This is a genomic window from Picosynechococcus sp. NKBG15041c, from assembly GCF_055380235.1.
Map to the genome: position 1 here is coordinate 1,699,520 of NZ_AP040363.1, position 26,043 is coordinate 1,725,562.

Annotated in this window: 27 protein-coding genes; 16 read left to right on the forward strand and 11 right to left on the reverse strand. The window is 49.7% G+C overall.

Going from position 1 to position 26,043, the window contains the following annotated elements:
- Positions 1–70 precede the first annotated feature (70 nt).
- Positions 71–742: a deoxyribonuclease V gene (gene nfi, locus ACZ45B_RS08185; RefSeq protein ID WP_029681817.1), complete on the forward strand. Its 672-nt coding sequence runs from the start codon at positions 71–73 to the stop codon at positions 740–742.
- An 80-nt stretch (positions 743–822) separates the two neighbouring features.
- On the opposite strand, the gene ACZ45B_RS08190 is transcribed toward nfi, so the two are convergent.
- Positions 823–1,335 (reverse strand): hypothetical protein, encoded by a 513-nt coding sequence (locus ACZ45B_RS08190; RefSeq protein ID WP_029681816.1) that lies wholly within the window; start codon positions 1,333–1,335, stop codon positions 823–825.
- A gap of 99 nt (positions 1,336–1,434) precedes the next feature.
- A complete protein-coding gene (gene lipA / locus ACZ45B_RS08195; RefSeq protein ID WP_024545919.1) occupies positions 1,435–2,367 on the reverse strand; it encodes a lipoyl synthase in 933 nt (310 codons plus the stop codon).
- A gap of 224 nt (positions 2,368–2,591) precedes the next feature.
- On the opposite strand from lipA, the gene ACZ45B_RS08200 reads away from it, so the two are divergent.
- From ACZ45B_RS08200 to ACZ45B_RS08210, 3 genes are all read left to right on the forward strand, one after another.
- Positions 2,592–3,101, forward strand: coding sequence for a response regulator (locus ACZ45B_RS08200; protein ID WP_051352928.1), 510 nt, complete (start codon positions 2,592–2,594; stop codon positions 3,099–3,101).
- Between the two features lie 78 nt (positions 3,102–3,179).
- Positions 3,180–3,386: a hypothetical protein gene (locus tag ACZ45B_RS08205; RefSeq protein WP_024545917.1), complete on the forward strand. Its 207-nt coding sequence runs from the start codon at positions 3,180–3,182 to the stop codon at positions 3,384–3,386.
- A gap of 78 nt (positions 3,387–3,464) precedes the next feature.
- Positions 3,465–4,664, forward strand: a complete 1,200-nt coding sequence (locus ACZ45B_RS08210) for an AI-2E family transporter (RefSeq protein ID WP_236612458.1) — start codon at positions 3,465–3,467, stop codon at positions 4,662–4,664.
- 172 nt (positions 4,665–4,836) lie between these two features.
- On the opposite strand, the gene ACZ45B_RS08215 is transcribed toward ACZ45B_RS08210, so the two are convergent.
- Positions 4,837–5,337 carry an HNH endonuclease gene (locus ACZ45B_RS08215; protein ID WP_024545915.1) on the reverse strand — a complete coding sequence of 167 codons (501 nt, stop codon included), beginning with the start codon at positions 5,335–5,337 and terminating at the stop codon, positions 4,837–4,839.
- A gap of 154 nt (positions 5,338–5,491) precedes the next feature.
- Here ACZ45B_RS08215 and thyD point away from each other — a divergent pair, with 154 nt between their 5' ends.
- The 9 genes from thyD (at position 5,492) to ACZ45B_RS08260 (ending at position 15,664) form a co-directional block, all read left to right on the forward strand.
- Complete coding sequence (thyD, locus tag ACZ45B_RS08220) at positions 5,492–6,415, forward strand: thylakoid membrane protein ThyD (protein ID WP_024545914.1); 924 nt, start codon at positions 5,492–5,494, stop codon at positions 6,413–6,415.
- A gap of 522 nt (positions 6,416–6,937) precedes the next feature.
- Complete coding sequence (locus ACZ45B_RS08225) at positions 6,938–7,783, forward strand: Tic22 family protein (RefSeq protein WP_024545913.1); 846 nt, start codon at positions 6,938–6,940, stop codon at positions 7,781–7,783.
- Complete coding sequence (gene prmC / locus ACZ45B_RS08230) at positions 7,755–8,663, forward strand: peptide chain release factor N(5)-glutamine methyltransferase (RefSeq protein ID WP_236612457.1); 909 nt, start codon at positions 7,755–7,757, stop codon at positions 8,661–8,663. Before ACZ45B_RS08225 ends, prmC begins: the two co-directional genes overlap by 29 nt.
- Before the next feature lie 262 nt (positions 8,664–8,925).
- Positions 8,926–10,293 carry a hypothetical protein gene (locus ACZ45B_RS08235; RefSeq protein WP_024545911.1) on the forward strand — a complete coding sequence of 456 codons (1,368 nt, stop codon included), beginning with the start codon at positions 8,926–8,928 and terminating at the stop codon, positions 10,291–10,293.
- Positions 10,294–10,429: 136 nt separating this feature from the next.
- Complete coding sequence (locus ACZ45B_RS08240) at positions 10,430–10,936, forward strand: type IV pilus modification PilV family protein (RefSeq protein WP_024545910.1); 507 nt, start codon at positions 10,430–10,432, stop codon at positions 10,934–10,936.
- A gap of 30 nt (positions 10,937–10,966) precedes the next feature.
- Complete coding sequence (locus ACZ45B_RS08245; RefSeq protein WP_024545909.1) at positions 10,967–11,509, forward strand: pilus assembly FimT family protein; 543 nt, start codon at positions 10,967–10,969, stop codon at positions 11,507–11,509.
- A 110-nt stretch (positions 11,510–11,619) separates the two neighbouring features.
- Positions 11,620–14,091 (forward strand): PulJ/GspJ family protein, encoded by a 2,472-nt coding sequence (locus ACZ45B_RS08250; protein WP_024545908.1) that lies wholly within the window; start codon positions 11,620–11,622, stop codon positions 14,089–14,091.
- Between the two features lie 60 nt (positions 14,092–14,151).
- On the forward strand, positions 14,152–14,826 hold the full coding sequence (locus ACZ45B_RS08255; RefSeq protein ID WP_464674849.1) for an urease accessory protein UreF: 675 nt from the start codon (positions 14,152–14,154) through the stop codon (positions 14,824–14,826).
- Positions 14,827–14,887: 61 nt separating this feature from the next.
- Positions 14,888–15,664: a type 1 glutamine amidotransferase gene (locus ACZ45B_RS08260; RefSeq protein ID WP_024545907.1), complete on the forward strand. Its 777-nt coding sequence runs from the start codon at positions 14,888–14,890 to the stop codon at positions 15,662–15,664.
- 96 nt (positions 15,665–15,760) lie between these two features.
- Here the strand turns inward: ACZ45B_RS08260 and ACZ45B_RS08265 are convergent, their stop codons facing one another.
- The 5 genes from ACZ45B_RS08265 to psaC all read right to left on the reverse strand — a co-directional run bounded on the left by ACZ45B_RS08265 (position 15,761) and on the right by psaC (position 20,907).
- Positions 15,761–17,431, reverse strand: a complete 1,671-nt coding sequence (locus ACZ45B_RS08265) for an EAL domain-containing protein (protein WP_024545906.1) — start codon at positions 17,429–17,431, stop codon at positions 15,761–15,763.
- A 185-nt stretch (positions 17,432–17,616) separates the two neighbouring features.
- Complete coding sequence (locus ACZ45B_RS08270; RefSeq protein WP_024545905.1) at positions 17,617–18,267, reverse strand: cupin domain-containing protein; 651 nt, start codon at positions 18,265–18,267, stop codon at positions 17,617–17,619.
- A gap of 4 nt (positions 18,268–18,271) precedes the next feature.
- Positions 18,272–19,483, reverse strand: coding sequence for a M20 metallopeptidase family protein (locus ACZ45B_RS08275; RefSeq protein WP_024545904.1), 1,212 nt, complete (start codon positions 19,481–19,483; stop codon positions 18,272–18,274).
- A 71-nt stretch (positions 19,484–19,554) separates the two neighbouring features.
- Positions 19,555–20,307: a TIGR00297 family protein gene (locus ACZ45B_RS08280; RefSeq protein ID WP_024545903.1), complete on the reverse strand. Its 753-nt coding sequence runs from the start codon at positions 20,305–20,307 to the stop codon at positions 19,555–19,557.
- A 354-nt stretch (positions 20,308–20,661) separates the two neighbouring features.
- Complete coding sequence (gene psaC, locus ACZ45B_RS08285; RefSeq protein WP_012307203.1) at positions 20,662–20,907, reverse strand: photosystem I iron-sulfur center protein PsaC; 246 nt, start codon at positions 20,905–20,907, stop codon at positions 20,662–20,664.
- Positions 20,908–21,158: 251 nt separating this feature from the next.
- On the opposite strand from psaC, the gene ACZ45B_RS08290 reads away from it, so the two are divergent.
- From ACZ45B_RS08290 to ACZ45B_RS08300, 3 genes are all read left to right on the forward strand, one after another.
- On the forward strand, positions 21,159–21,728 hold the full coding sequence (locus ACZ45B_RS08290) for a DUF1997 domain-containing protein (protein WP_024545902.1): 570 nt from the start codon (positions 21,159–21,161) through the stop codon (positions 21,726–21,728).
- Between the two features lie 112 nt (positions 21,729–21,840).
- Positions 21,841–21,963, forward strand: coding sequence for a membrane protein (locus tag ACZ45B_RS08295; protein ID WP_038027883.1), 123 nt, complete (start codon positions 21,841–21,843; stop codon positions 21,961–21,963).
- 128 nt (positions 21,964–22,091) lie between these two features.
- Positions 22,092–23,744, forward strand: a complete 1,653-nt coding sequence (locus tag ACZ45B_RS08300) for an MBL fold metallo-hydrolase (protein ID WP_029681809.1) — start codon at positions 22,092–22,094, stop codon at positions 23,742–23,744.
- Here the strand turns inward: ACZ45B_RS08300 and ACZ45B_RS08305 are convergent.
- From ACZ45B_RS08305 to ACZ45B_RS08315, 3 genes are all read right to left on the reverse strand, one after another.
- A complete protein-coding gene (locus ACZ45B_RS08305) occupies positions 23,741–24,055 on the reverse strand; it encodes a DUF6679 family protein (RefSeq protein WP_024545900.1) in 315 nt (104 codons plus the stop codon). The two genes, ACZ45B_RS08300 and ACZ45B_RS08305, sit on opposite strands and share 4 nt — an antisense overlap.
- A gap of 84 nt (positions 24,056–24,139) precedes the next feature.
- Positions 24,140–25,027, reverse strand: a complete 888-nt coding sequence (locus ACZ45B_RS08310) for an alpha/beta fold hydrolase (RefSeq protein WP_024545899.1) — start codon at positions 25,025–25,027, stop codon at positions 24,140–24,142.
- Between the two features lie 82 nt (positions 25,028–25,109).
- Positions 25,110–25,835, reverse strand: coding sequence for a hypothetical protein (locus ACZ45B_RS08315; RefSeq protein WP_024545898.1), 726 nt, complete (start codon positions 25,833–25,835; stop codon positions 25,110–25,112).
- Positions 25,836–26,043 lie beyond the last annotated feature (208 nt).

Consider the following 26,043-nt stretch of genomic DNA (forward strand, 5'->3'; position numbering starts at 1 on the left):
GGGGTCCTGTGTACATCATCCATTAAGATAATTCGTGCTATGCATAGAGTTGCATTTCAATGGTTGCTCGATGATTTTATCCTTACACCATGGCCATGCTTGGGATGTCTCTCCGGCGATCGCCCGTGATCTACAAGCTTCGCTGCAGCAGTGGGTCATCACTGAAAATCGGCTTCCTTCGAATATCACAACCATTGTCGGGGTTGACGTAGGCTTTGAAGAGCAATTTACTGTGACTCGGGCAGCAGCGGTGCTGCTTACCTTTCCAGAACTAACCGTATCAGCAACGGCGATCGCCACACGGCCCACAACTTTTCCCTACGTCCCGGGATTACTTTCTTTTCGAGAAGTTCCTACAATTTTCGATGCTTTAGCACAACTCCCGCAGTTGCCAGACCTCATTTTCTGCGATGGCCATGGCTACGCCCATCCCCGACGCTTCGGCCTGGCCTGTCACTTGGGTGTACTCTTAGATTTGCCGACCATTGGCATTGCCAAATCTCGTTATATCGGCATTCACTCAGATGTTCCCCTCGAAAAAGGAGCCTGGGTTCCCCTTGAGGATCAAGGAGAAATCATCGGGGCAGTGCTCCGCAGTCGGACAAAGGTACGGCCCCTTTATATTTCTGTCGGCCACCGCTTAGATCTAGCCACGGCCCTTGGTCTAGTGCTGGCTTGCACCCCTAAATATCGTCTCCCAGAACCAACTCGTCTAGCGGATAAATTGGCCTCCCGCCGATAAGGGGTTGCCAACATTCTCTGAAAAAAATTTCCCTGGGACAGCCTGGGTCAATCGCGTTGATAGTTTTCGTTAGGTTTCCTTTAGGTGATCGCACAGGTTTGACGGTAACACCAGCGGAGGAGAATCACGCCTAAAATGAATTTCGTCGCTTCTAGGGCCCAGTACAATCCATGCCAAACAAACATTTTTAGGGGCATCGTCGTCACCTCTGCAAAATCCAACATCTCTAGACTAAATCCGGTGAGATGTGGCGTGATGAGATAGGTATAAATTAGGGTGATATTAAACAAAATACTGGCAATGACAAGGCCATTGAGGGCTTGGCGATCGCTAAATAAATGTTGAGATCTAAACCCAAAGAAAGCGGTGAGAATTGTCGCGGCACAAACCACTTCTAGACGGTTGAAAACACCAAATAAGAGGTAACCCGCAGTGAGAAATCCACGATCATTCATCATGCCTGCCATGGATAGCACTGGCATAATCACAAAATCTAACAGCAAAGAAGCACTGAGCCAAAACCCCAAGGTTGCCATCACAACGGCCGGCAAATTAAGGGAAAAAAGCTGTTTTTTCAGGGCATCATTCAACATGGTTATTCTCCCAAGTGGGGCCTTACTTTTTTAGCTTAAAAGTTTCAGGGAACCCGGTGGGAGATTACCGATAAAACTGCATTATCTAGTAATACTCTTTCACAAATCGCAATGATTTACCGGATGATCTTCGGGTGATTCTGCCGCATGGTAGGAGCTGCGCACCAACGGCCCAGAGCGCACATGGGAAAAACCCATTTCCCTGGCGATCGCCCCGAGGCGATCAAATTCCGCTGGTGTCCAGTATTTCTGGACGGGTAAATGGGCCAAAGAAGGCCGTAAATATTGTCCTAAGGTGAGGCGATCGCAGCCCACCGCCCGTAAATCGCGCAACGCTTGAATAATTTCCGCTTCCGTCTCCCCATGGCCCAGCATTAATCCCGATTTTGTCGGCAGTTTAGGATCGCATTGCTTCACCCGTTCAAGCACCCTGAGCGATCGCCCATATTTTGCCCCCCGACGCACTGGCCCCTGGAGCCGCTCTACCGTTTCAATGTTGTGGTTATAGCAAGCAGGTTGCGCCGCCACCACCGTTTGAACCCGTTCTGCTTGGGTAATCTCTGCCCCTTGCCCACTCCAGAAATCGGGGGTTAGCACCTCAATTTGGGTATTGGGGTTTTTCGCCCGAATCGCCGCCATAACCCGCACAAACCAGCTCGCTCCCCCGTCCGCAAGATCATCTCTGGCCACCGAAGTCAGCACTACATAATCTAAACCCAATAGCTGCACCGACTCTGCCACTTTCTGCGGCTCTTCGGGGTCTAAGGGGAGAGGAATTTGCCCCTTATCCACCTGACAAAAGGCGCAGGCTCTCGTACAAACTTGCCCCATGAGTAGAAAAGTCGCCGTTTTGTTGGCGTAGCATTCTCCCCGATTGGGGCACTTTCCTTCCTCACAGATGGTGTGAATACCCCGCTGTTTGATAATGCGTTGGACGGTCGAAATTTCGCTGGCCTTACCCAGGGGGGCCTTGACCCAATTGGGCATCGGTAAAATGGGTTGGTCGCTAAAACGGGGGGGAATTGAAGCCATAAGTTTCACAAAAGGCTACTGAGGGGGATCTGGCGCTTTAAAATTAGCTTACACTGGTGAAACCTGAATCGCTCAACTTCTAAGGGTCTGTAGATTGTGGCTAATTTCGACCATGGTCAAGGCCGTATCATCGTAAGGAATGAGCCAGTCAACTATTCGAAGTTGTGAAGGAGTACACTGTGACCCACAAAATTCTAGTGATCGACGACAGTAAGGTGATCCGCATGCGGGTTAAAGATATGCTGCCCGATGGCAATTTTGAGGTGATCGAGGCCAAAAATGGACTAGAGGGTTTCAATCTCATCAATACGGAACACCCTAATTTGATCATGTTGGATTTTTTACTCCCAAAGATGAGTGGCTGGGAAGTGTACCAAGAAATCCAAAAGCGGCCGGAACTAAAGGCAATTCCCTTAGTGTTAATGTCTGGGCGCAAAGAGGAAGTCACGGAAAAACTACCGGAGCCCTTTGAAGAATTTTCGTTTATTGAAAAGCCCTTTGACCAAAAACAGCTGATTAATGCCATCAAAGAGGCGATGGCCAAGGCGAAAAAGTATTCCCAAACGCTACCGACTCAGTCGATACCTGGGCGTACTGTGGATACGACTGGGGATCCGATGGCGGCAGAAATTGTTGCTCTCCAAAGTAAAGTTAATGCTCTCCAAGGGGAAATTGAAGTCCTCAGGAAGCAGATGGGACAGTTGGTCAGCTTTGTGAAACAAAAGCTCAAGTAGGCGATCGCCCAGAGCCGCTCAGGCTTGCCCGAGGCAACTCGGACTGGGAGCATAATTTTTTTGAAGACAGTAATGTAGATGATGGGTGCGCAGTTTTCTTCTCTGGCAAAGGTATTGGGGCTGTCGGCTTTGGGTTCGGCGCTGATCAAGTATGGTCTGCCCTATGGCTTCGGTATCGGGGCGATCGCCCCATCGAACCCGGTGGCAGTGGTGGCGGTTCTGGGCCCATCCCTTGTGATGGGGGGGCTGCTATGGTGGCGCTCTACCCAGGTCAATGGCTCCTAAGGGTAACGAAACTGATCCAAGGGACAACGGTCAGTGAAAGCCTGGGAGATAATACAAAAAAATGAGTGATTGAGGCAGATGAACGAGGTGGATTTTCGGAAATGGAGCGGCTTTATTATTCTGCTCAGTTCCTTCTATATTCTCTGGCAAATTAAATCGTTTCTGCTGCTCCTCTTGACGGCAGTAATCTTGGCCAACGCTCTCAATGTTTTAGTACGCAATCTGCAGGTGTGGGGCGATCGCCTGGCGGCTCGCTGCAATCAACCCCTATTTCGAATCAAACGCTCCTTCGCTGTCTTCCTTGCCCTCTTCCTCGTATTGTTCATCCTTTGGATTGCCCTCACGATCGTTGTTCCCCCCTTCATTGGCCAGTTCCAAACCCTCTTTAGCAAAATCACCACTGGTTTCTACCGTTTTGATGAATGGCTCAATACCCAAATTCTGATGGTTGAAGATCGGATGGGCCTGCCCATTAGCGAACAATTGCCCAACCTCGATGACTTGGTGCGCCAAGTTCCGCCCCTATTAAACGAAGTTCTTAACCGTGGTTGGACTCTCTTTTCTGATTCCCTGAGGGTCTTGCTCAATGCCCTATTGCTGCTGATGCTGACCTTGATGTTCCTGAGCAATCCCCAACCCTATCGTCGGGGATTCATCCGCCTATTTCCCTCGTTTTATCGGCGGCGGGTCGATGAAATTCTCAATATCTGCAATATTGCCCTTACTGGCTGGGTGATTGGTGTTTTGATCAATATGGTCTTCATCGGGACCTTGAGCTACATCGGCCTGGTGATTCTTGGGGTCCCCCTGGCCCTCCCCCAAGCAATTTTGGCTGGCCTCTTAAATCTGATTCCGAATATTGGCCCCTCCCTGAGTGTGATTCCGCCGTTGCTTGTCTCTCTTTTGGAAGCTCCTTGGAAAATTTGGGCAGTTTTGATCCTTTACTTTGTGATCCAGCAGGTCGAATCGGGCCTGTTGACCCCCTGGATGATGGCGAGGCAAGTCTCAATTCTCCCGGCGGTGACGCTGCTGGCCCAGGTCTTTTTTGCTGTGACCCTAGAGTTAGGCTTCCTGGGTTTATTTCTTGCCTTACCCTTGGCGATTATTGGTCAAATTATTGTGCGGGAAGTCATTGTGAAAGATATTCTTGACCCTTGGCAGAGCGAACATCCTCATTCAATCTTGGCGACAGTGTCTGGCATGATCGGAGCCGAAACCCACAAGGAGACGACAGCACCAGAGTCACCATCAATGGAACCCCCGGCAGACCCAGCTTAAAACCCAGAAAACTGTTATGCAATCGAAAATTCGGAGGATGGAAAACCGGCCCCCTATCTGGGCGGCGAACCTTGGGAGGAAAGGCATAGTGCCAAGGCGCTTAAATTCCTGGGAACAGGTTTTGCTAGGAGAGTTTGATGCGTAATCTGTTTAAATCAGAGCCGGCGAGATCTCACCCAATACCAATGACATATTTGCGCCATTCATGATTGACATCGTCGCGGGTATATTTGAGGAGCTCAAAGTAAAGGCTGCTATGGGGTTTGCGGGGCTGGCTCAACAGCTCCATGTTGGCTTCTCTGGGGGTGCGATTGCCTTTGCGGACATTGCAGCGCATGCAGGCTGTGACGAGATTTTCCCAGCTATCGACGCCCCCCCGTGACCGGGGAATGATGTGGTCAAGGGTGAGTTGTTCGCCACGCTTGCTGCAATATTGGCAGGTGTGGCGATCGCGTTCCAGAATATTTTTGCGGGTGAGGGGGATATCCCGGTAGGGAACTTTGATGTAATGACGTAGGCGGATGACCGTCGGCAGGGGCAGATTGTGATAGATGACACGGCCATTGTGCTCTAAACTCTCTGCCTTATCCTTGAGTAACAGCACGATCGCCCGGCGCCAACTGGTGATGTTGAGCGGTTCGTAGGACGCATTGAGCACTAATACCTTGGCCATATTTTCCTCACCGATTTTTGCAGGAATAATAGGGGACTCAATATTTCCGCATATGCTAGCACAGCTCCCAAAAGTGGTGGGACATTGGCGTTGGGCAGGCCATTGCGTCACAATCTGTATATAGTTTTGATTCTCTACAGCAACTATTTTTTCAATGAAAATCGCGATTACTGGTGCTACGGGGCTCGTGGGCAAACGTTTGGTTGAACGGCTTTATCCCACCCATCAGCTCTTGATCTTGACCCGCAACGAAGCCAAAGCCCAGAAAACTTTTCCGGCCTCGGCCTACCCCAAGCTAGAGATTGTCACTTACCTGCCCACAGAAACGGGGCCCTGGCAAGGGGCCATTTCTGGCTGTGATGGGGTGATCAATTTGGCGGGAGCCCCGATCGCCGAACAGCGGTGGACAGCGAGCTATAAACAAGAAATTCTGCGTAGTCGCCAGGTGGGTACAGACAAACTCGTTGAGGCGATCGCCAAAGCCCAGACCAAACCCAAAGTGCTGATCAATGCCTCGGCGATCGGTTATTACGGCACCAGTGAAACAGCGACCTACATCGAGACCAGTGCCATGGGGAGCGATTTTCTCGCTGAAGTTTGTCAAAAATGGGAAACCGCAGCGCGACAGGCCGAAGCCCACGGCACACGCACAGTGATTCTCCGGTTTGGCATCGTCCTCGCCAAAGAAGGGGGCGCCCTCGGAAAGATGTTGCTAGCCTTTAACACCTTCATGGGTGGGCCATTGGGCACAGGCAAACAGTGGGTGTCTTGGATCCACCGGGATGATCTGGTGGCCCTAATCACCACGGCCCTCGCGGAAGACAGTTGGCAGGGGGTCTATAACGCCACCGCCCCCAACCCAGTGACCATGGGACAACTGGCCCAAGCCCTCGGTGCTGTGATCAAACGCCCATCTTGGCTCCCAGTGCCGGGCTTCGTTCTTGAATTGCTCCTGAGTGACGGTGCAAAAGTTGTCCTGGAAGGACAAAAGGTACTCCCCCAACGCACGGAAGCAGCCGGGTTTCAGTTTAAATTTACAAATGTTGGTGCCGCCCTCAAAGATCTACTACATCCTTAGGCCAAATTTCCCTTTAAAATTCCCCAAATCATCGGGCATTTGACGTGGATTTTCGCAGTCATTCTCCCCAGATTTGGGGATCTTCAAAAAATCTTGGAAGATGTCTCCGAAGCACTCTGGAATTTTCAAATAGCATTCAATTTAAGCGTTCTTCACGTTGCCTTAATCGCCCTTGATAGCGCGTCTCCAATACAATAAAAGCCTCCGTTTGAAAAATATTTTGCCCCCAAGAAATAATCAAAAAATTTATGTTAGAGTCGGAACCGTTGACGCGATTGAGATGATATTTTCTCAGCCATGGCCAATAGGTGTGACAATTTCCAGAATGGAACTCTGATTTATGGGAGCGCGTCTCTAAACTACCTTGACCAACGGCGATCGCCTCCATCCCCAGAACCCTCTAGTTCAGATAGTGGACTTGCTTGAATGGGGATTTATTCGGTGCAAGGCAAGCCGGTTTTGTTGGTTGATTTTTGGGATTATTTTTTCTAATCTCGCAAATATTTTTTTGAGGTTTTATTTATGAAAAGTCTGGTTCATTTGGGTCAAAAAGCATTGTTGATGGGAACGGCGATCGCCGGAACAGTCGCTGGTTTTGCTGGGGGAGCCCTTGCCTTACCAGAAGCAACTGTGATCGAAAAATTGCGGCCAATCCCAATGTATATGCTGATCAACGACGAGGGGCAGCCCATTTTTGCGACGATTACCGATCAATCTGGCAATGAATCAGGCGTTACGGGTGTATTTGTGAGCCCATCGGATGCAGAAAATTTGGTAGCTAACCGTCGCACCGAATCTAACCAACTTTTGCAAGAAGAACGGGCGAAAGCCGATGCAAACCCCGAGGTAATTGCGGCATTGGAAGAGCAAGCCAACCTCTGGGAAGAAGCGACAATCTTACCGATTGGCCTCGACCGGATTTATCAGTTTGCCCGGAGCAATGAGGCCGAAAATCTGACCTTTAAGTTTCTGCCGACGATGGAGCAGCTCAATGCGGCGGCCGAGGTGACTCAACAGGAAGATTTTCCTGGAGTACCGCTATTTTTCCTCTCGGTGCAGGAAAAGGATGCCAATGGCCAGGATGTAGTTTCTTTCCCGACCCTCGCTAGTAATGGGGGCGATGGCCAAGGGGAAATTCCGGTGTTTTTTGAGGTAGACCCGATCCTTGAGCAGCTCGATGATTTTCCTGAGAATGAAGACCTGAGCATCAATGTAATGCCCCTCGAAGTGTTTATCGCCAAGCTATTGGATTCTGATTTACCTGCTGAGGAGCAGGAATTTTTAGAGGCGATGACCTTGATCCCGCCCATGGAGTCGGCCCAGTTGATCCAGTCGATCCTTGAGCAACAGCAGCAACAGCAGCAGTAAGGCCTTGGTTGAGTTGATTGCGGCTCAGGCAGTGATGCAGTGGCGACAGTGGGCTCAGACCCAGGCGATCGCCACTGCGGTTCCCATTTTTGAGGTGGACTGGTTTTTGCAGGGAGTCACGGACTTAACGGCCCTCGAATTGCGCTTGGGTATTGGTCGCCCTGTCCGTAGTGCCCATAGTTTAGACAAATTGGTGGCCCTCTGGGAAAAGCGCACCCAAGAAGCCTTGCCGGTGCAATACCTCGTCGGTAAGGCGTCGTGGCGCGACTTTGAGTTGATCGTTACACCAGCGGTATTGATCCCTCGGCCGGAAACAGAATATTTGATTGATTTGGTGCACAGTCTACCCGCAGATTTACAACAAGGCCCCTGGGTTGATCTCGGCACGGGGAGTGGGGCGATCGCCCTGGGTTTGGCAGACTGTTTTCCTGAGGCGATAATCCATGCCGTAGACCAGAGTGAGGCGGCCCTAGGGGTGGCCCGTCACAATGCTGCAGCCTACGGTTTCCAAGAAAAAATTCAATTTTACCAGGGCAGTTGGTGGAAACCGCTGGGCCACCTCCGGGGAAGAGTTTCTGGGATGATTTCAAATCCGCCCTACATTCCTTCAGGAATGCTGCCCGATTTGCAGCCGGAAGTGTATCGCCACGAACCCCACAGCGCCCTCGATGGGGGCACAGACGGCCTGGATGATATTCGAGTGCTGGTCAATGAAGCACCACAATATCTGGTTTCTGGGGGAATTTGGCTGATTGAGATGATGTTAGGCCAGGGGGAAAGGGTCGCCCAATTACTCGCTGATAATGGCCAATATGAAAATATTCGGGTGATTAATGACTTTGCTGGGGGCGATCGCTATGTGTGGGCTCAGCGCAAGTAAATATTAATATCGACGTGATCTTTATCACGAGAGACTAAATCGGAAAAATTTAAGATGAATTCGAGCTAGTTATTCCCCTCAATCTGGGCATAATAAGCATAGGTAGAACTATGGCTTAAGCCATGAGCGGCATCATGACCGAACGAACACTATGAAATTTTTCCTGTTCCAAACCTGGCTTAAAATCCGTCGGCGACATCTAAAATCGTCTATCAACGAAAAGGGTTTTGTGTTGCCATTGGTATTTGGGTTGGGATTTTTCATGCTCATCATCGGCGCCACCATGATCTACCGCAGCCAGGATGATCAAACTACGGCGATCGCCCAACGGGAAACTTCATCAGGTCTTGCTGCTGCCGAAACAGGTATAAACCGCGTCTATAACTTCCTCACAGCAAATCGTGTTTTTTCCCAATATCCATCAAGTGATGGTCTCCAATCCTATTCCTGGCAAAATGACCAAACTTGGGAAACATTGGTCGCTAATGCTGACACCAATCCAATCATTGTCGATCAATGCTTTACAGAAACTGCCATTAATGAAGCTGTTGACGAATTGGAGCTTTACGTTGGCGGTGTTTGGGTTCCTATTGACGAAAATCGACCAGAAGAAGGACAGTTTCAAGTCATCAGCTATGAATACATCGGCGCTGACAAAGATGATGAGAAAAACATCGATGCTGGCGTACTTATCGGGCGTGGAATTCTCCACGTAAAAGGGCGTGTCAATACTGATAGTGAAGATGATACAGGTGATAGTGACCTGGGTACTGCTATTAGTTCCCTCCAAGTGGAAATTCCTATTCTCAAAAACCAGCCAGCCGTGCGCAGCGTACCTGGCCTCTGGAGTTTATCCCCTTACCTAGAAGGGAACCAGAAGGTAGAAGGAGATATTATGGTGAGTGGCGTCACTGGCTCAGGGTGCGATATTTTTGCTGACGGCGTATTGGACGCTCTACAGGAATCAATTGTTGGCCCCGGACAGGTCATCCCAGCACCAGGAGTCAGCCAACCCGATCTTCCTCCTCTCCCTGCCCTTGAGAACCGCAATGAAATCGCAGCCATCACTGGTAATGCCACCTTTCCTCGGGAAGGTGGGACGCCAGATAAATTTGTTACACGCACCATTGATGGCGTCACAACCGAGGTCTATCACTACAACATCGGCACGGTTCCCAATGGTTCTAAAAGTCCCCTGAGTATTAACTTAGGGGGAAGCAGCACCGTTACAGTTCGCACGGGTACAAAGACTGTTGCTGGGGAAACCCGTCAACAAATGGTTATTTTTCATGTCAATGGCAGCGTCAGCGTTGGGGGGAATGCTTCCATCCGTCACTTGGAAATGAACACTGTGAATGCTGCTAACAATAAAGCTTTTTTCCAGCTTTATGGTCGAGGGATCACAGGTACGCCAGCCGGCTCTTTCGCAACCCCAGACTTTTTTCTGTGTATGAATGGGACCCCAGAATCTAGTTATTTCGTGCTTGGCCCAGACTATACCTATGGAGTCAATGGTGGTGGTGGCGCTGCTGCGACAATTTATGGCACTGTTTGGGTTAAACAAGTTTCAAACAGTGAAATCACGCTGCTTAGTGGGGCGACTTTGCCCTGTGGGTCAAGCTCTAACTAAATTATCGTTAAACAAGAATTAACAATGGACGACCTGACAGCCGTTGAAGATATTCTTGGACAAACTGGTGTGTTAGATGGAGATACGCCTACACCGCCCGTCCTCCGGCCTTTTATCAACTGGAGGCGTTTATCTAATGACTAATTTGTGGTCACTGCTCTTACGTTTAAACCAAAAGCAATACCGTGGGTTCACTTTTATTGAGGTGCTTGCGGGAATCTTGATTGCGACAACATTTACACTGATCGCAACCCAGGCGATCGTGATCGGTACAGTGTTTAAAGTAAGAGCGCGTCGTGTCAGTGAAGCGACTAACGTCATCCGTGCTGACTTGGAGGAACTACGTTTTTTGTCCACTTCTGCTAATCCTGAAAATATTGACAGTCAGCTAATTGCTTTATGTCGACAGAGCTTCTCTACAGCCTTTATTGAGTCTTTCGCAAATACTTTGCCACCAGTAAACTCACCAGTAGTACTTCTCAACAAAAGCTATAACTTAAACCGAACGGAGACTTTTTCGGCGTGGAATGTACTGCGGCTTAGTTATTCTGTTGAGGATGCAGAAAATGCTAATGTCGTGATCGCTGAACTCCAAGCAGAAATCACTCCAGAAGCATCTGGTAGTTGTCCTTTTATCCGGTAATCAGTATATGAGTGATGTGACGATTAAAGAATGATCAATCAACTACGCCTTGTTCCCACCACAAAAGGGTTTACACTCATTGAATTACTCACAGGCATGTTAATTGTGGGCATTTTGGCATCTATTTCTGCCCCTAGTTTTTTGGGATTAGTTAACCGAGGCCGAGTCAATGAAGCTTTGGATCGCACCAGAGGCGCCCTGCAAGAAGCACAACGGGAAGCTCTTAAAAAAAGTAGCAATTGCGACCTTGCCTTTAGTCCATCGGGTGAGACTATAAATATCACTGGAGGATGCTTAGTTACTGGCCCTAGAACAATGTCTCAAGTTACCTATCGACACACCTTGGCAAATAATGATCCGAACAATGTTATTCAATTAGACTTTAAGGGAGTACCTACAGACGACAATTTTAATGATGGTCAAGAAGTATTCGTTTTTCGTGGCAATGGCAACTATGAGCGCTGTTTAGTTATTTCCAGAGCTTTAGGTTTGATTCGTGTCGGCACTTATGAAACTTCAGGCCCCAGTGATACATCTACTGATGAAGCAAAATGTATCACGGGTCAGGTTTAAGAGTTAAGTTCAAAATCATCTGAATTAAACCATTTTAATCTACTTAAGTCTCTCTAAAGTCTTTATTCCTGTTCATTACCAACTCAATTCTTTTTCAGTGTCCTAAAACCATGAAACTTGGCAAACTTGCACGCTACAACTCTCCAAAAAATAACGGCTTTACACTGATAGAAATTTTGCTGGCGATCGCCTTGAGTTCTATTGTCGTGAGTGCAGCAGGTTATGCCATCGTTTATGTTAGTCGGAGAAACCAAGTTTCCGAGTTGCAATCTGTGCGCCGGATCGAACTCAACCGCGCTTTAGATTTTATTGCCGATGATATCCGTGAGGCAACAAGAGTTCAAGGGAATGAAGATAGTCCGGTTGATACGCGACTACAAATCGTCAAAGCAGACAATAGTATTATTGAGTATTACTATGACCCTGTTACTGCCAGTGATGTTTGGTCTGGGCCTGGGGTAATTCGAAGAAAAGAAGGAACCCAACCGGCAGAAGTGCTCGTTGATGGCATCGCTAGTGATATTAGTAGTCTTCCTGATACCGGTTGTTCAGGTAGTGATGATTTGATTGCCATCCCAAACACAGGCTTTGTCGTCTGTATCAATAGTGCTTTCCGTACTGCTGACCTTGCGTTATATGGCCGCCTCAACGTCGAAGATCGAGAAACACTCTCTGCAGAAGACTTTTTAATTGTTGCAACTAAATTTGTGACAAGAAATGCCCCACCACCCCAAAGATGTATCATTCCTGATCTAGCTGGTAAAACAAAAGCTGAAGCTGAAGAATTATGGGACACAGCTGGTTTTAATTTAAGCAACTTAGATCTCATCGGAGCCGATGGTGAAACGATCGCCATTCAAGGGCTGCCAGCTAATAGCCAGCAAGACTGTACAAATACAACCATGGATGCAGGCGACGCAGACGATGTCTGTACAGTTCCTAACTATGCCGATGGCTCAACAACGATTAGTTCAGCTAAAAGTAATTGGGATAGTAGTGCTTTTACGGGTAATTTTACGGCACAAGGCTTTAACATTGACTCAAGCACAGACCTTAGTACGATCAACCAGACAATTGGTGAACAAGTTCTTTCGCCTCAGCCATTTGCAGAAAATGGTACTGAGGTTATTTGTACTGCGTCTATTCAAGTTACGGAAAAAACCTGTACTGTACCCAATGTCGTCAATAAATCTAATACTGCCGCAACCACAGATTTAACCACTGCTGGTTTTACGACGATTACCAACGATGTTCGTCCAGGGATCACCACCTTTACTGTTGGCACCCAATCACCCGCAGGAACAAGCACGACATTCTGTTCTGCGCCAGTAACGATTGGTGAGAAAAAATGTACTGTTCCTGAATTCCGAGGTACAAACTCCAATAATCGCACCACTCTTTGGAGTGGGGCTGAATTTACTGGGACTTTAACCTATGCGGGTCCTAGTGGGGCAAATTTGACCTGGCAGAGCATTCCCCCTGGAGAAGTGCAGTTTTGTGATGCTAGTATCGAAGTCAAGGAGGCCAAAACTTGTACAATTGACCCTGATCTTATTATTGGTCAAAACGCCAGTACAGCCCAGACGAATTGGACAACAGCTGGCTTCTATGGCAATACTTTTGATGCTACGGCAGTGGCTGATGGTGAAACAATTGATGCCTTAGAATTTAGAAATCCTGTATCTGGGGAAATGATTACCCCCACCCTGACAGGTGGTAACTACAGTATCGATTGTGCGACTCTCGTTAAGGTTGATGACCAAGCCTGCACAGTGCCAGAAATGGCCCGTCCGGTAGGAGATCCAGCGAGAAAGAGTCTGACAGAAGCGCAAAGTGACTGGGTGGCCGCGGGCTTCCAAGCGGATCAGCTAATTACTGAAAAGTTTTTAAGCGATAGTGACAAAGTAAGTGCTCAAAGCGTTTCGGCCGGGACTGATCTGATTTGTAGCTCGTCAGTGACGATCACTGGTACTGGTTGCGTCGTTCCGGATCTAGTCGGCAAAACTGCTTCTGCTGTAACGAGTCTTTGGACGGGCGCTGGTTTTACAGGGAGCCTATCTTCTTCACTCACCGGTTGGAACAATGGCAGTACCTTGAATGTATCAAATAATTTGTCGAGTACTAGTTGGAACGGTTTTACTACATTTGCGCAAACACCAACGCGGGGCGACTTAAGAGCTTGCTCAACAACAGGTCATGTTTATAATACTGCCCCTACCAATGTCGATGCTCGGACAACAACAGCGAACACCAGTAATGGTGTCACAGAATACACAGTCAATATTACTTGGGATTTTCCATTCCCAGCGGGTCGATATTATGTTTTTACCTGTGAAAGCAACAACAAAAATTCAACATGCAATCCAGTTGTAGACCGGAATAACATCGAAAGTTCAGCTTCAATTGTTCGTTTCAATGAGAATCCCGTCTTTACAGATAAGCCAGCAACTCATATTTTCACGACATCTTCGACCAACAAACGAAGATGCTACTCCGTGGTCGCAAGAAATATCAGTGGTGATTCTTTAACACCACAAAGCGTAGTGACCAGTACGACACCTGGAGCATGTGTTATCTACTAATGCAAACTAAAGCTCTGTGCTTATCTTTAATATGAGTCAACTGTCGAGCGTGACTGACCCGTGACTTTTCTTTTTCAAATCATCAACTCCAGTTTCCCATTGGGTTCTTACAACTACTCCGAGGGGCTGGAGTTTCTCGTGGAGCATTCCTCCCAACTAGACACCCCCGAAAAATTCCAGCACTGGCTAAACCGAGAACTAAGCTATGGTTCAATCCGCATTGATGTCCAGGTAATGCTGGCAGTCGTGGAGGCGATCGCCTGTGATAACCTGGCTCAGTTGCAATATTGGAACAGTTGGCTCAACGGCACCCGGGAAACCAAAGAACTGCACCAACAAAGCATCCAGATGGGGAATAGCTTCCTGAAGCTCCTGGGAGATTTAGACCCAGATAAAAAAACAAAACTTGAGGTGCTGCGATCGCCCCTCGGCAAAAATTGCCACTATGCGATCGCCTTTGGGGTGGCGATCGCCCTCTGGGACATTGACCCCAAGCAGGCAATTTTAGGATATCTGCACAGCTGGGTGAGCAATTTGGTCAGCGCCGGCGTGAAGCTGATCCCCCTGGGACAGACCCAAGGTCAACAAATTATTTACCACTTACAGCAGGCGATCGCCTCCTTAGCAGACACTCTAATTACCCAAGAAGAAATGGATCTGTGCGCCTGCACCTGGGGCTTAAGTCTCGCGAGCATGAACCACGAAACCCAATATACTCGCCTTTTTCGGAGTTAATTGCCGAGAGAACGGGGTAAGATAGGGGGCATTCTTTTTGCAGAGACTATCCCCCATGACGATGCACCTCAAGCTCGGCTGGCTCTATCCGACCCTGATGGGAACCTATGGCGATCGTGGCAATGTCATTTGCCTCGAAAAGCGAGCCCAATGGCGACAGATCACCGTGGACGTGGTGGCTTTGGACAAAGAAGCACCCCTTGAAGCGTGGGATGCAGTGGATCTGATCGTCGGCGGTGGCGCCCAGGACCGACAGCAGGAAATCGTCATGCGCGATCTCCAGGGGGCCAAGGCCGAAAAATTAAAAGCCCTAATCGAAGACCAAGTACCCGGGGTGTTTACCTGCGGGTCACCGCAACTGCTGGGGAAATATTACGAACCCGCCCAGGGACAGCGGATCGACGGCCTGGGGATTTTAGACCTCGTCAGTAAACATCCAGGCTTTGGGGCAAAACGCTGCATCGGCAATGTGGCCTTTGAAATCACCGCCGAGCCCCTGGCCACAGAACTGAAGGCCAAATTAGGCGATCGCCCCGTGGCGATCGGTTTTGAGAACCATGGCGGTCGCACCTATCTGGGCAATGTACAACCCCTCGGCAAAGTGCTCAAAGGCTATGGCAACAATGGTGAAGATGGTTGGGAAGGGGCATTTTATCAAAAGGCGATCGCCACCTATGCCCACGGGCCGCTCCTGCCGAAAAATCCATTTCTGGCCGATTGGCTCCTCGAAAAAGCCCTCCAGCGCAAATATCAAACAGAGATTAACCTGGCGCCCCTGGACGATGAACTCGCCAGACAAGCGCGACAGACGATGTTTCAGCGCCTCGCTTTAGCGTAACCTCCCCTTTGGACTCTCCCGTTGGAGAAGGCAACCATCCCCCTAAGTCCCCCCTCCGAAGGGGGCTTTTAAGAGTCGAGCAATTATTTTGGAGGGTTATTCGGCATGTTTGCGCAGGTGGTCGCGGAAAAATTTTATAAAAGCGTCAGCAGGTAAGGGGCGACTAAATAGAAAGCCTTGGAAAGCATGGCAGTGGAGTTGACGGAGAAATTCCATTTCTGCCACGGTTTCGACCCCCTCGGCAATGACAGAAAAGTTGAGCTGCTGGGCCATATTAATCAAGGCCGTGGTGATGGCGGCATTTTTGGGGTTTTGGTGGATATTGGCCACAAAGCAACGGTCAATTTTGAGGGTGTCAAAGGGAAAGTGTTGCAGATAACCCAGGGATGCATAGCCCGTCCCAAAATCATCAATGGCGATCGCCACCCCAAGGGCTTTAATTTTTTGGAATTGACTCAGGGTGAGATCAATATTGTCCACCAGGGAGCTTTCCGTCAGCTCTAGCTTTAGCCACTGGGGATCGAGTCCGGTCTCGGTTAAAATTGCTTTGATCCGGGTCACCAACTGCGGATCTTGCAGTTGCCGGCTCGAAAGGTTCACCGAAATTTGTAGGGGCGGCAGACCGAGTTGTTGCCATTGTTTCCCCTGGCGACAGGCTTCGCGCAAAATCCATTCTCCCAGGGGCACGATAAACCCCGTCATTTCGGCCAGGGAGATAAATTCTCCCGGTGGAATCATCCCCCGTTCCGGTGACTGCCAACGGACGAGGGCTTCGGCCCCGATAATTTGTCCTGTGCGGATATCGAGTTGGGGTTGGTAATGGAGCAGAAATTCCCGTTGGTCGAGGGCTTGCTGGAGCTGGAGATTTTCGCGGGGGAGCAGGCGATCGCGGTCTTCACTCAACTGCTTTACTCGCCGCTGCAAAATTTCTAGCATGCCGAACAACTCTAGAGGATCGAGAATTTGGGATAAATTCGTCTCTGTTAAAATCCCCTGGAGTTCACCGTTTTTCCCCGTCACCACAATCCGGCGCACCTGATGGTATTGAAATAATTCCTGGGCGATCGCCAAAGATGAATCAGGCTGCAGTTGAATCACCGGCTGACTCATCACGACCCCGGCGGTCAAGGTTTTAAAATCAGCTTCTGCCCCCTGGAGTTTGACGATATCCCGCTCGGTGATGATGCCGATAGGTTTGAGCAGATCCGCCTCTGTCGCCACGATCACTAGACAACTAATGCGCCGTCGGGCCATGATCTGGGCGACTTCTAGCACGGGCGTCTCTGGCTCAGTCGAAATGACCTGGGCTGACATCACTTCGCGCACTTCCCGAAACCGTAAAAAATACCCTAAATGGAGCGCCTGGCGTAGGGAACTTAGGGTCGCCACGCCAACCACCCGCTGCTGCGCGTCCACCACGGGTAAGTGACGAATCCGGTGGCGGCGCATTAAATTGTAGGCTGAAAAAACATCCGTAAAATTTTTCGATTCGATGGTCACCACGGGGCTGGTCATGATGTCCTGGACCCGAGTTTCGTTGAGGGTTCTCTCAGATAAAGAAAGTCGCACCAAGTCCCGCTCGGTCAGAATGCCGACCAGGCGATCGCCTGTGGTAATGATCAAACAGCTCTGGGGTGACTCCGTTTTTGTACCCGTCATGAGGGCGATCGCCTGCTTTAAGGGCGATCGATGATCAAGAAAAATCGGTGGGTCTAACTTAATATCTTGTTCCTTAAAGAATTCATCACCCTGCAGAAAAAAAGTCATACCGCTCCGTCAGGATTTTCATTGAATTTTAAGGAATTCTAACCTAAAGACTTAGACAGACCATGGGCTGCTGGTTGCCAGTTTTTTACATTGCCCAGATTAAAGAACATTGCTTAGCCCTCCAAATGCCTCAATTCGGGGGACCTTTTCGGCATTAGGCCACCCCAAAAAAAAGAGTAAAAACGCTATAAATGGCCTGTTTTTACATAGATAATGCACCCCTCCCGACTGAAGGGGGTGTGGATACTATCAGGAGGATTGCGCAGCCAAGTTCCCGCTGGATAAATTCCCTGTTCATCCTCAAAGGTGCCTTCTAGAACAAAAATTTCTTCCCCACCCCAATGGCGATGGGTCTGAAAATAAGTCCCCGGCTCCCAGCGCACAAGGGCGACATTTTCCCCCTGGAAGTTATGTAAAGGCATCACTAATAAGCCTTTTACTAAGCCAGGCACCCAAGGTTGCTGACGGGTATTCACCCGCACAAAGGTTTGGTCGGCCGGATCCATCTGCCAGAGTTTCACAAAAATTGTGCAGCCCGTTTCACTGTGGGGGCGATGGCTGGAGCCAACGGGATTGCGCACATAGGTGCCCGCCGGATATTCCCCGTAGTCGTCGGCAAAGGTGCCTTCAAGGACAAAAAATTCCTCACCGCCACCGTGGGTATGGGCCGAAAAATAACTGTCGGGAGCATAGCGTACTAGGGATGTGGCTCGGGCCACCTCTGCTCCATCACGGTCTAATAGACGCCGCTCTACCCCGGCCATCGGGGAAGTTTGCCAGGGCAGAGTTTGGGTATCGAGGACGACCCGCTCCTGTAAATTGGCGTGGAGTTTCATTGGATTAAGCTAAGAATTTTTCAACGCAGCGCACAAACATTTCGACCCCCATCCCGAGGGCACTTTCATCAAAGTTAAAGCGGGGGTGGTGGTGGGGATAGGCTAGGTCAAAGTAGGGATTCGCCGAACCCAGGAAAAAATAACAACCAGGCACTTCCCGCAGGAAGAACGACATATCTTCGCTGCCCATGGTCTGACATTCGGGCATCACGCCGAGGGGAGTTTCGATCGCCTCTTCGGCCACGGAACGCACCAGTTCGGCCATGGCCGGATCGTTGATCGTTGGTGGATAGAGGTGCACATGGTCGAGTTTGTAGCTGGCGCCGTAGCTCTGACAAATGCCGTTGACGATGGTTTCGAGGCGATCGCCGATGGTTTTTTCCAATTGGGGATTGAAATAGCGGATGGTCCCTTTGAGGTCGGCATAGTCAGCGATCACATTCATCGCGTGGCCTGCTTTAAACTCTCCCACGGTGACCACCGCCGCATCGAGGGGATTCACAATGCGCGAAACTAGGGTTTGCAGAGCCCCAACGATCTGAGCGCCGACGACAATTGCATCGACGGTTTGGTGGGGTAAGGCGCCGTGGCCCCCCTTGCCTTGCACCCGCAGATTAAAGCTTTCCACGGCCGCCATCAACGCGCCGGGGCGTACACCGACAGTGCCTAAGGGCAAGTTATTCCAGAGGTGTAGGCCAATGATCCCATCCACATCGGGGTTCCGCAGCACGCCTGCTTGGATCATCGGTTTCGCACCACCGGGACTTTCTTCGGCAGGTTGAAAAATTATTTTTACGGCCCCCCGGAAGCGATCTCGATTTTCCTGGAGATATTTGGCTGTACCCAGGGCGATCGCCACATGGCCGTCGTGCCCACAGGCATGCATCACCCCTGAATGCTGGGAACGGTAATCAACTTCGTTTTCTTCTTGGATGGGCAAGGCATCCATATCGGCGCGGATTCCCAGCACTTTCCCGGTTGCATGGCCTTCAATCAGGGCAACAATACCCGTTTCAGCAATGCCCGTTTCGTGGGGGATCCCCCATTCTGTAAGCTTGTGGCTGATTAATTGGGCCGTCGCATTTTCCCGGAATGCCAATTCTGGTTTCTGGTGAATTTGACGACGCCATTGGACGATCTCCCCTTGGAGGGCTTGGATGTCTGGGCGAATCCGATGTTTATGGAGAATGGCATCTAAACTGACGGTGGCAACCATGGCAAACTCGGCATCAACCCGTAAAAATCTGTCCCTCTAGTGTAGAAGATTCTTTTTTGCCCCGCCCATGGCTAAACCACGAATAGGCCGTAAATAACCCCGAGGGCGATCGCCACGCTGGCCCCCACGAGGGTGTTGAAAATATTGACCACTTCATTGGTTAAGAGGGCGAATTTTTCCTGAATCGTTGCGCCGATTACACTTTCGATATTGGTCGCCACAAATGCCGCCACCCCACACCAAAAAATTCCCAGTCCATCGATTAAACCAACTCCATAACCGACGAAGGCGATCGCCACCGAAGCAACGATCCCAGCGAGGGTGCCTTCCAAACTCACAGCCCCTTCTGTGCCTCGGGGGACGGGCTTGAAGGTGGTGATCAAAAAAGTGCGCTTGCCGTAAGCTTTCCCCACTTCACTGGCGCTGGTGTCAGACAGTTTGGTGCTAAAGCTGGCCACATACCCAAGCCATAGCAGGGGTTGGAGATTTTCTGGGGCGAGGAGCGTGCCAAGGGCGCAGAGCGTCCCGACCAGCGCTGAGCCCCAAACATTTTCTGGGCCCCGCAAACCACCACGACCTTCGGCAATGCCAGCGGCTTCTTTGATTGCTTTGCCAACCTTGGTAACGGCGACCCCCACCAAGAAGTAAAACATCACCACGGTGTAACCCTGCCAACTGAGACAGCCCCACACCAGCACCCCTAGCAGCCAAGCATGGAGATAGCCCCAAGGGGTGAGGAGTTTTTTGGGGAGGCTAAAGGCCAGCAAAATAAGGGCCGAGTTGAGGGCGATCGCCGCGAACCAAGGATTTGCGAAAAAATTCATGCACAAATTATGACTAATTTTTTAACTGATGGGATATGTGGACTCCCACCAATGGAGTGCAACAGGCAGTCTAAACCTATGCTAACGTAATGAAATTATCATTATTCACTAGTCAATAGTGATTCACTAGTCAATAGTGCTGACAATGCCTAGGGCAGGCAAATACAAAATCTATTGCGTCACATTGCGTCACAAAACAACCCAGGGTCGTTCCCTTGAAGCGCTTAATTTGGCCATAAAAAAAGGAGAGAACAAAACGTCTCTCCGGGGATGACCAGAATGATTGAAAATGTTAATGGGATAGTGTTTTAATATGACCCAATCCAAAAAAGGCTTGTCTTAAACGGGTAGAATTTAGTAAGCCAGACCCATGCTACGGGTGGTCTCGGCACCGAGGTAAACCCGGATACTAAGGAAGTCGGTGGGGCAAGCAGTTTCACACCGCTTACAGCCTACACAATCTTCAGTACGGGGGGAAGATGCAATCTGACCGGCTTTACAGCCATCCCAAGGAACCATCTCTAGGACATCAAGGGGACAAGCACGGACGCACTGGGTGCAACCAATGCAAGTGTCGTAAATTTTAACGCTATGAGACATTGAGTGTTAACTCCTACAAGAATGTGGTTTGATTATGTCAGCATTCTGGATTATGGGTTAGTTTACCGCAGGGCCAGAAGTCCCTTGGCGAAAAGGTGATATAAGTTTACGTTGCGTTACATATCCGGGAAAATCCTTGTTCTTGCGTCAATTTTGGGCCTTTTGGGGAATTTTCTCGATGTCGTTTTTGGGCCAGCCCGAGAAGGTTTCTCTGTATAGATGTAAAAGTTGAAATTAAGTTGTTATTTTCTATGGCCATTCGATTCCATGCCCTCGAAGCGATTTCTCTCTCTGTGCCAGATGCTCCCCGGCCAATTCAGGAGTATCTACGGGAGATTGATACCCTTGTGGGGGCGATCGCCGACCCAGAGCGTACGAAAAAATTGGCCCCTGATCAATATCAATTGCAGATGCGGCCTATCGGCTTTCTAGATTTGTATCAATTTCAACCCATTGTCACCCTACAGATTTGGTGCGATCGCCATGGCCATGTCCATATCAAAAGCATCGATTATCAACTGCGGGGTCTTGAGGCATTTATGAAGGGATTTTGCCTTGAAGTAAAAGGTTTGCTGCGACCAGTGCGTCACCATCGGCGATGGTCACTCCAGGGTCAGGCGGATCTGCAGGTCAAGCTCGAATTACCGCCCCCCCTATGGTTGACCCCCAAAGTCCTCATTCGCAAAACAGGCGATCGCCTCCTCAAAGAAATCCTCCAGCGCATCAAAAAACAGCTCCTCACAAAACTGATTACCGACTATGAAGCCTGGGCCGAGACTACTGGCAATTACAGCGGACTCTCTATTTCCCCTAATCCCTAACAAAATCGCAAAATTTCCCGTAAAATCTGCCATTTTACCGCCACAAAAGTTAATTTCTTCCCCCAAGAAAAATCGTTATGATAAAACCGTAAGCTCCAGTTGTAGATTCTCCATGGATATCAAATTATTGTTACTGGCCCTCACTGGCATTTTCACCATTGCTTGCCTATTTTTTGGCACAAAAAATGGTTTTTATGATTCAGATGACTACCATGGCAACGGTTCTGCCCATTAGTCATCAAGCCCTATGGCGGGCTCTCCTCTCCCCTTTTCGAACAAGGTCCACTCCTTAAATTTCTTTGCGATGCTCTAGGATCTCCCGCGGCGATCGCCTTCCTGGGATTCTAGGATTTTTTGTGCCTAATGTCCCCTGTCACGACCCCAGATTTGTCCCCCTTAGCCTGCTATCCCCATGCCGTTGGGTATCAGGCAGAAGGCGTCTGTCTACAGATAAAACTAGGCCCCTATCAACTGCTCTTAGACTGTGGCATTACTGATTTAGAACCTTTACTCAACCAGGCAAACCCCCCGGACATGGTGTTTTGTAGCCATGCCCATCGAGACCATGCCGAGGGACTGCTGAAGCTTCATCGCCATTGGCCAGAAGTCCCTATTTTTCTCAGCGCAGCAACTAAAACCCTGTTGCCCCTCAATTGGCCCGGTGCAGTGATCCCAGAGAATTTGGGAAACATTATTCCCTGGCGATCGCCTGTGGCAATTGCCGAAAATTTGACGATCCAACTATTCCCCGCGGGGCATCTCCCTGGGGCGGCAGCGGCCCTCTTTACCCTCCAGACCCCTGAGCGGAACTATTCCCTCTTCTATACCGGAGATTTTGCAGTTTCCCACTTCCAACTGGTCAATGGTCTGTCCATCGAAGCTCTACGGGGTCTCCAGCCAGATGTGCTGATTTTGGAGGGGAGCTACGGAACCATGCGCCATCCCCACCGCCGCCAGCAGGAAAAGTACCTCACCCAAAGAATCCTTGAAGCCTTAGAAGTGGGGCAATCTGTAATTTTGCCAGTGCCGCGCCTGGGTCTCGGCCAAGAAATTCTCAAACTGCTGCGATCGCACCATCAGTTTACGGGGAAAAAAGTTGATATCTGGGTTGAAGGTCAAGTGGCGCGGGGCTGCGATTTGTATTTAGAGCTCTTGGCCGAATTACCGAATCCTGTCCAGAATTTTGCCCGCCATCAGGCTCTTTTTTGGGATGATCGGGTTTATCCACGCATGCACCGCCTGGCTCCAGGAGAATATCCCGATCTCACGGCGGGGAACCATGTGATTATTACCGACTATGCCAACGACTTCGCTAAATATTGCGAAGGCTCTTCCTCCCCTTGTTTGCTGCTTTTACCGGAACACCCTGGGGTTTGGCTGAACTTTGACACGCCTCCCCTGGCGGCGATCGCCCCCCAGAAAAATGTCCAGATCGAAACCTATCTCCTCGCTGAACATAGTGATGGCCGCAACACCACCCAACTCATCCATAACCTCCGGCCCCAGCATGTGGTCTTTTTTCATGGTTCCCCCCAAGATCTCGAAGATCTCACGGCCCTTGAAGAGCTCCAGAGTCGCTACCAGCTCCATTGCCCAGCGCCAGGAAAATGGGTTGATCTGCCCATCGGCGCCACATTTCTCCAGCCCCAAGGCCCAGAGCAGACCGAGTATGAAGGAGAAATCAACGAAGTGGGCACTTGGATCACCATTAGCCTGCCCAATGGCCTCGCGGAGGATCCCCGTTGGCAAACCTTTGCTGACACAGGTCTAGTGGAAGCCCGTTGGCAGGGGGAAGAACTGGTGCTGCGGGGTATCCACGAACGGGAATTGCTGCGCCACAATATGGATGCCCAGCGATTTGAGCATCTGGACTGCTGTTTTAATTGTTGTTTTCAAAAAGGGTTGCGCTGTCACCAACCAAAATCCCCCCTGTATCGCTTTAAGGTGACACCGGAGGGATATTGTCCAGAATTTAGGGCGATCGCCAAGACCGACGAGCTCATCCAGGAATCCTAGTCCTGGTTTTTAGCATCCGGAAAATGGGGGAAAATCTGTTCCGCCGCCGGACAATCCTCAGAAACGGCAATTTCCACGTCCATTTTTGGTACCGAAGCTAGTTTTTGGGTGATGGCCCCAACACTTTCTAAACGAACCAGTTCTTCCCAGGAGGAAATTTCGTCTTCTTCTTCCGTTTCATAACGAATAGTCAGAATTTCCCCCTCAAAGGCTGTGATTGTTGCATTTTCAATCCAGCGCTGTTGATCCCGCAAGAATATGCAAACTTCCTTTTCATCATTGCAGATTTGATTAATCTTGCGGTGTAGCATAAGCTTCTCCAAAGTTTGAGCAGGGCGCATTAATATTTCTCTACTAAGCATTGTAGACAATCTCTCTACACTTTTACAGTCCCCTTAGAGGCTATGTTGACTTAAAATTTTGCGGATATTTTCTGCCACTTGTGCCACTTGTTCTAACATCGCCAAATGGCCACATTGTTCAATTTCCAGAACATTGTCCCCCCGACAACCAAAACCATGGTGGAAACTGGCTAAATGGCGCACATATTTTAACTCCATCACCATATCTTGCTGACCCGCCAAGAAATAAACAGGTTGAGATAATGTTGCGATCAATTGGGGAAGATGATGGACTTCCTGTTCGGTGGTGGTTTCTAGGAGAGAGCCCAGGGCTGCTTGGGCATCAGCTTGGAGAAAGTCATGGATTCTCTGCTTTCCCCAATGGCGTTTGAGAGGCCGGTGGACCATCAGTCGAGAAAAGACCACATCTAACAGGGGTAAGTGCTTGAGCATCGGCCAGCGATTTTTAACCAATGCTTGCCCTGCAGTGCGAAATTTTTCAAAATCTTCTTTGAGGTAAATGCCACCGCCGGAGTTGAGGCAGATGACCCCTCGCACGCGGTCAGCACAGGCCGCCGCTCCCCAAAGGGCAATACTGCCCCCTAGGGAATGACCGACAAGCCAGACATTTTCTAAATGCAGGGTTTGGAGTAAGTGCTGGAGGTCAGTGGCATATTCGGCAAGGGTATAGCCTTGATTTGGATAGCGATCGCCCTTGATTTTGGCTGCCGATTCCCCAAAACCACGCAAATCATAGGTGAGACAATCATAGTCTGACTGCAAGGATTGGATTAGGGGTTGCCAATAGATGCGACTGAGGAGCCAGCCATGGATAAAAACGAGGACAGGCCGCTCCGCGCAACCGCCGAGGTGATGGTGCGGGTGGGGGGCCGGCGTTAGCTCATAGGTATGGAGCACATCCCGAATGATCGTTGTTGCCATAAAGTTTCGCGGTTGATGGGCTCATACTGCGCCGTCTTTTATTGTAAACAAAGGATGGCTTTCGGGAAAAATCACAGCAAAGCTAATGCTGGGGACGGAGGAGGCGATCGCGCACACTGACAGCGATCCGCTGGCCCAAATAGTCTGGAATTGCACTTTCATTGGGGCCAAACAGATAGAGAATTAATCTTGTGCGGCCGCGCCAGGAAACAAGGTTGGCATTAATCACCAACAGATCTTCTTGCCAAATGGCATACATGACCCGGTAAAGCAGCCCCACCTGTTCTTCTGCTTCGATAATCAGGGTCGGCAGATGAAATACCGGATCGATATAAAACTCTGTGCTCACCTGATCGAGGCCCTGATCGAAGTTAAATTCAACTGCCAGCATTTCTTCAACCTCAAATCGTCCGGCGATCGCCTCCCGGATCGCCCGACAGAGATTGTCCGCTGTTTTTGGGCTTAGGGACTGATTGTTGCGGGAGATACTGAGTTTGATGAAAACCAACATCGGCGCTTGGGTCTGGCCATAGAGACTCAAATTGTGGATGGTTAGACCATAGGCCGTCAGGATGCCGAAAATATCGCTCAGAAGGAAGGATTGGTTGCGGTAGGCAAATTGAAACGTACTCCGGGAGCCATCGGTGTTAACTTCGATCAGTGGTTCCTTGGAACGATAGAGCTGATAGGCCAATTGCAGGTTTTGAAATTGGGCGTCACTACTGACAAACTGTTCATAAAACTCGGGAAATGAACGGTTAAAGCGCTTGAGCAGCTCTAGGTTGGATGGTTTGAGCGCATCGGTCATGGTGGGTGTGGGGCCTTTTTTAGAATACTGACGGGACAGTCGCGGTAATTTGAGTTAGATCTCCGAGCAACCCTGACCCCTTCAGTGTACTTCAGGAACTCCGTTGCTTCTCCCTTTTGGCGCCTTGGGAACAATCCCCCAGGCTTGATCAAAAAATCTTGTAAGATTATCAAGCATATCGATTTTTCTTGTCCTGCGATTTCACCCG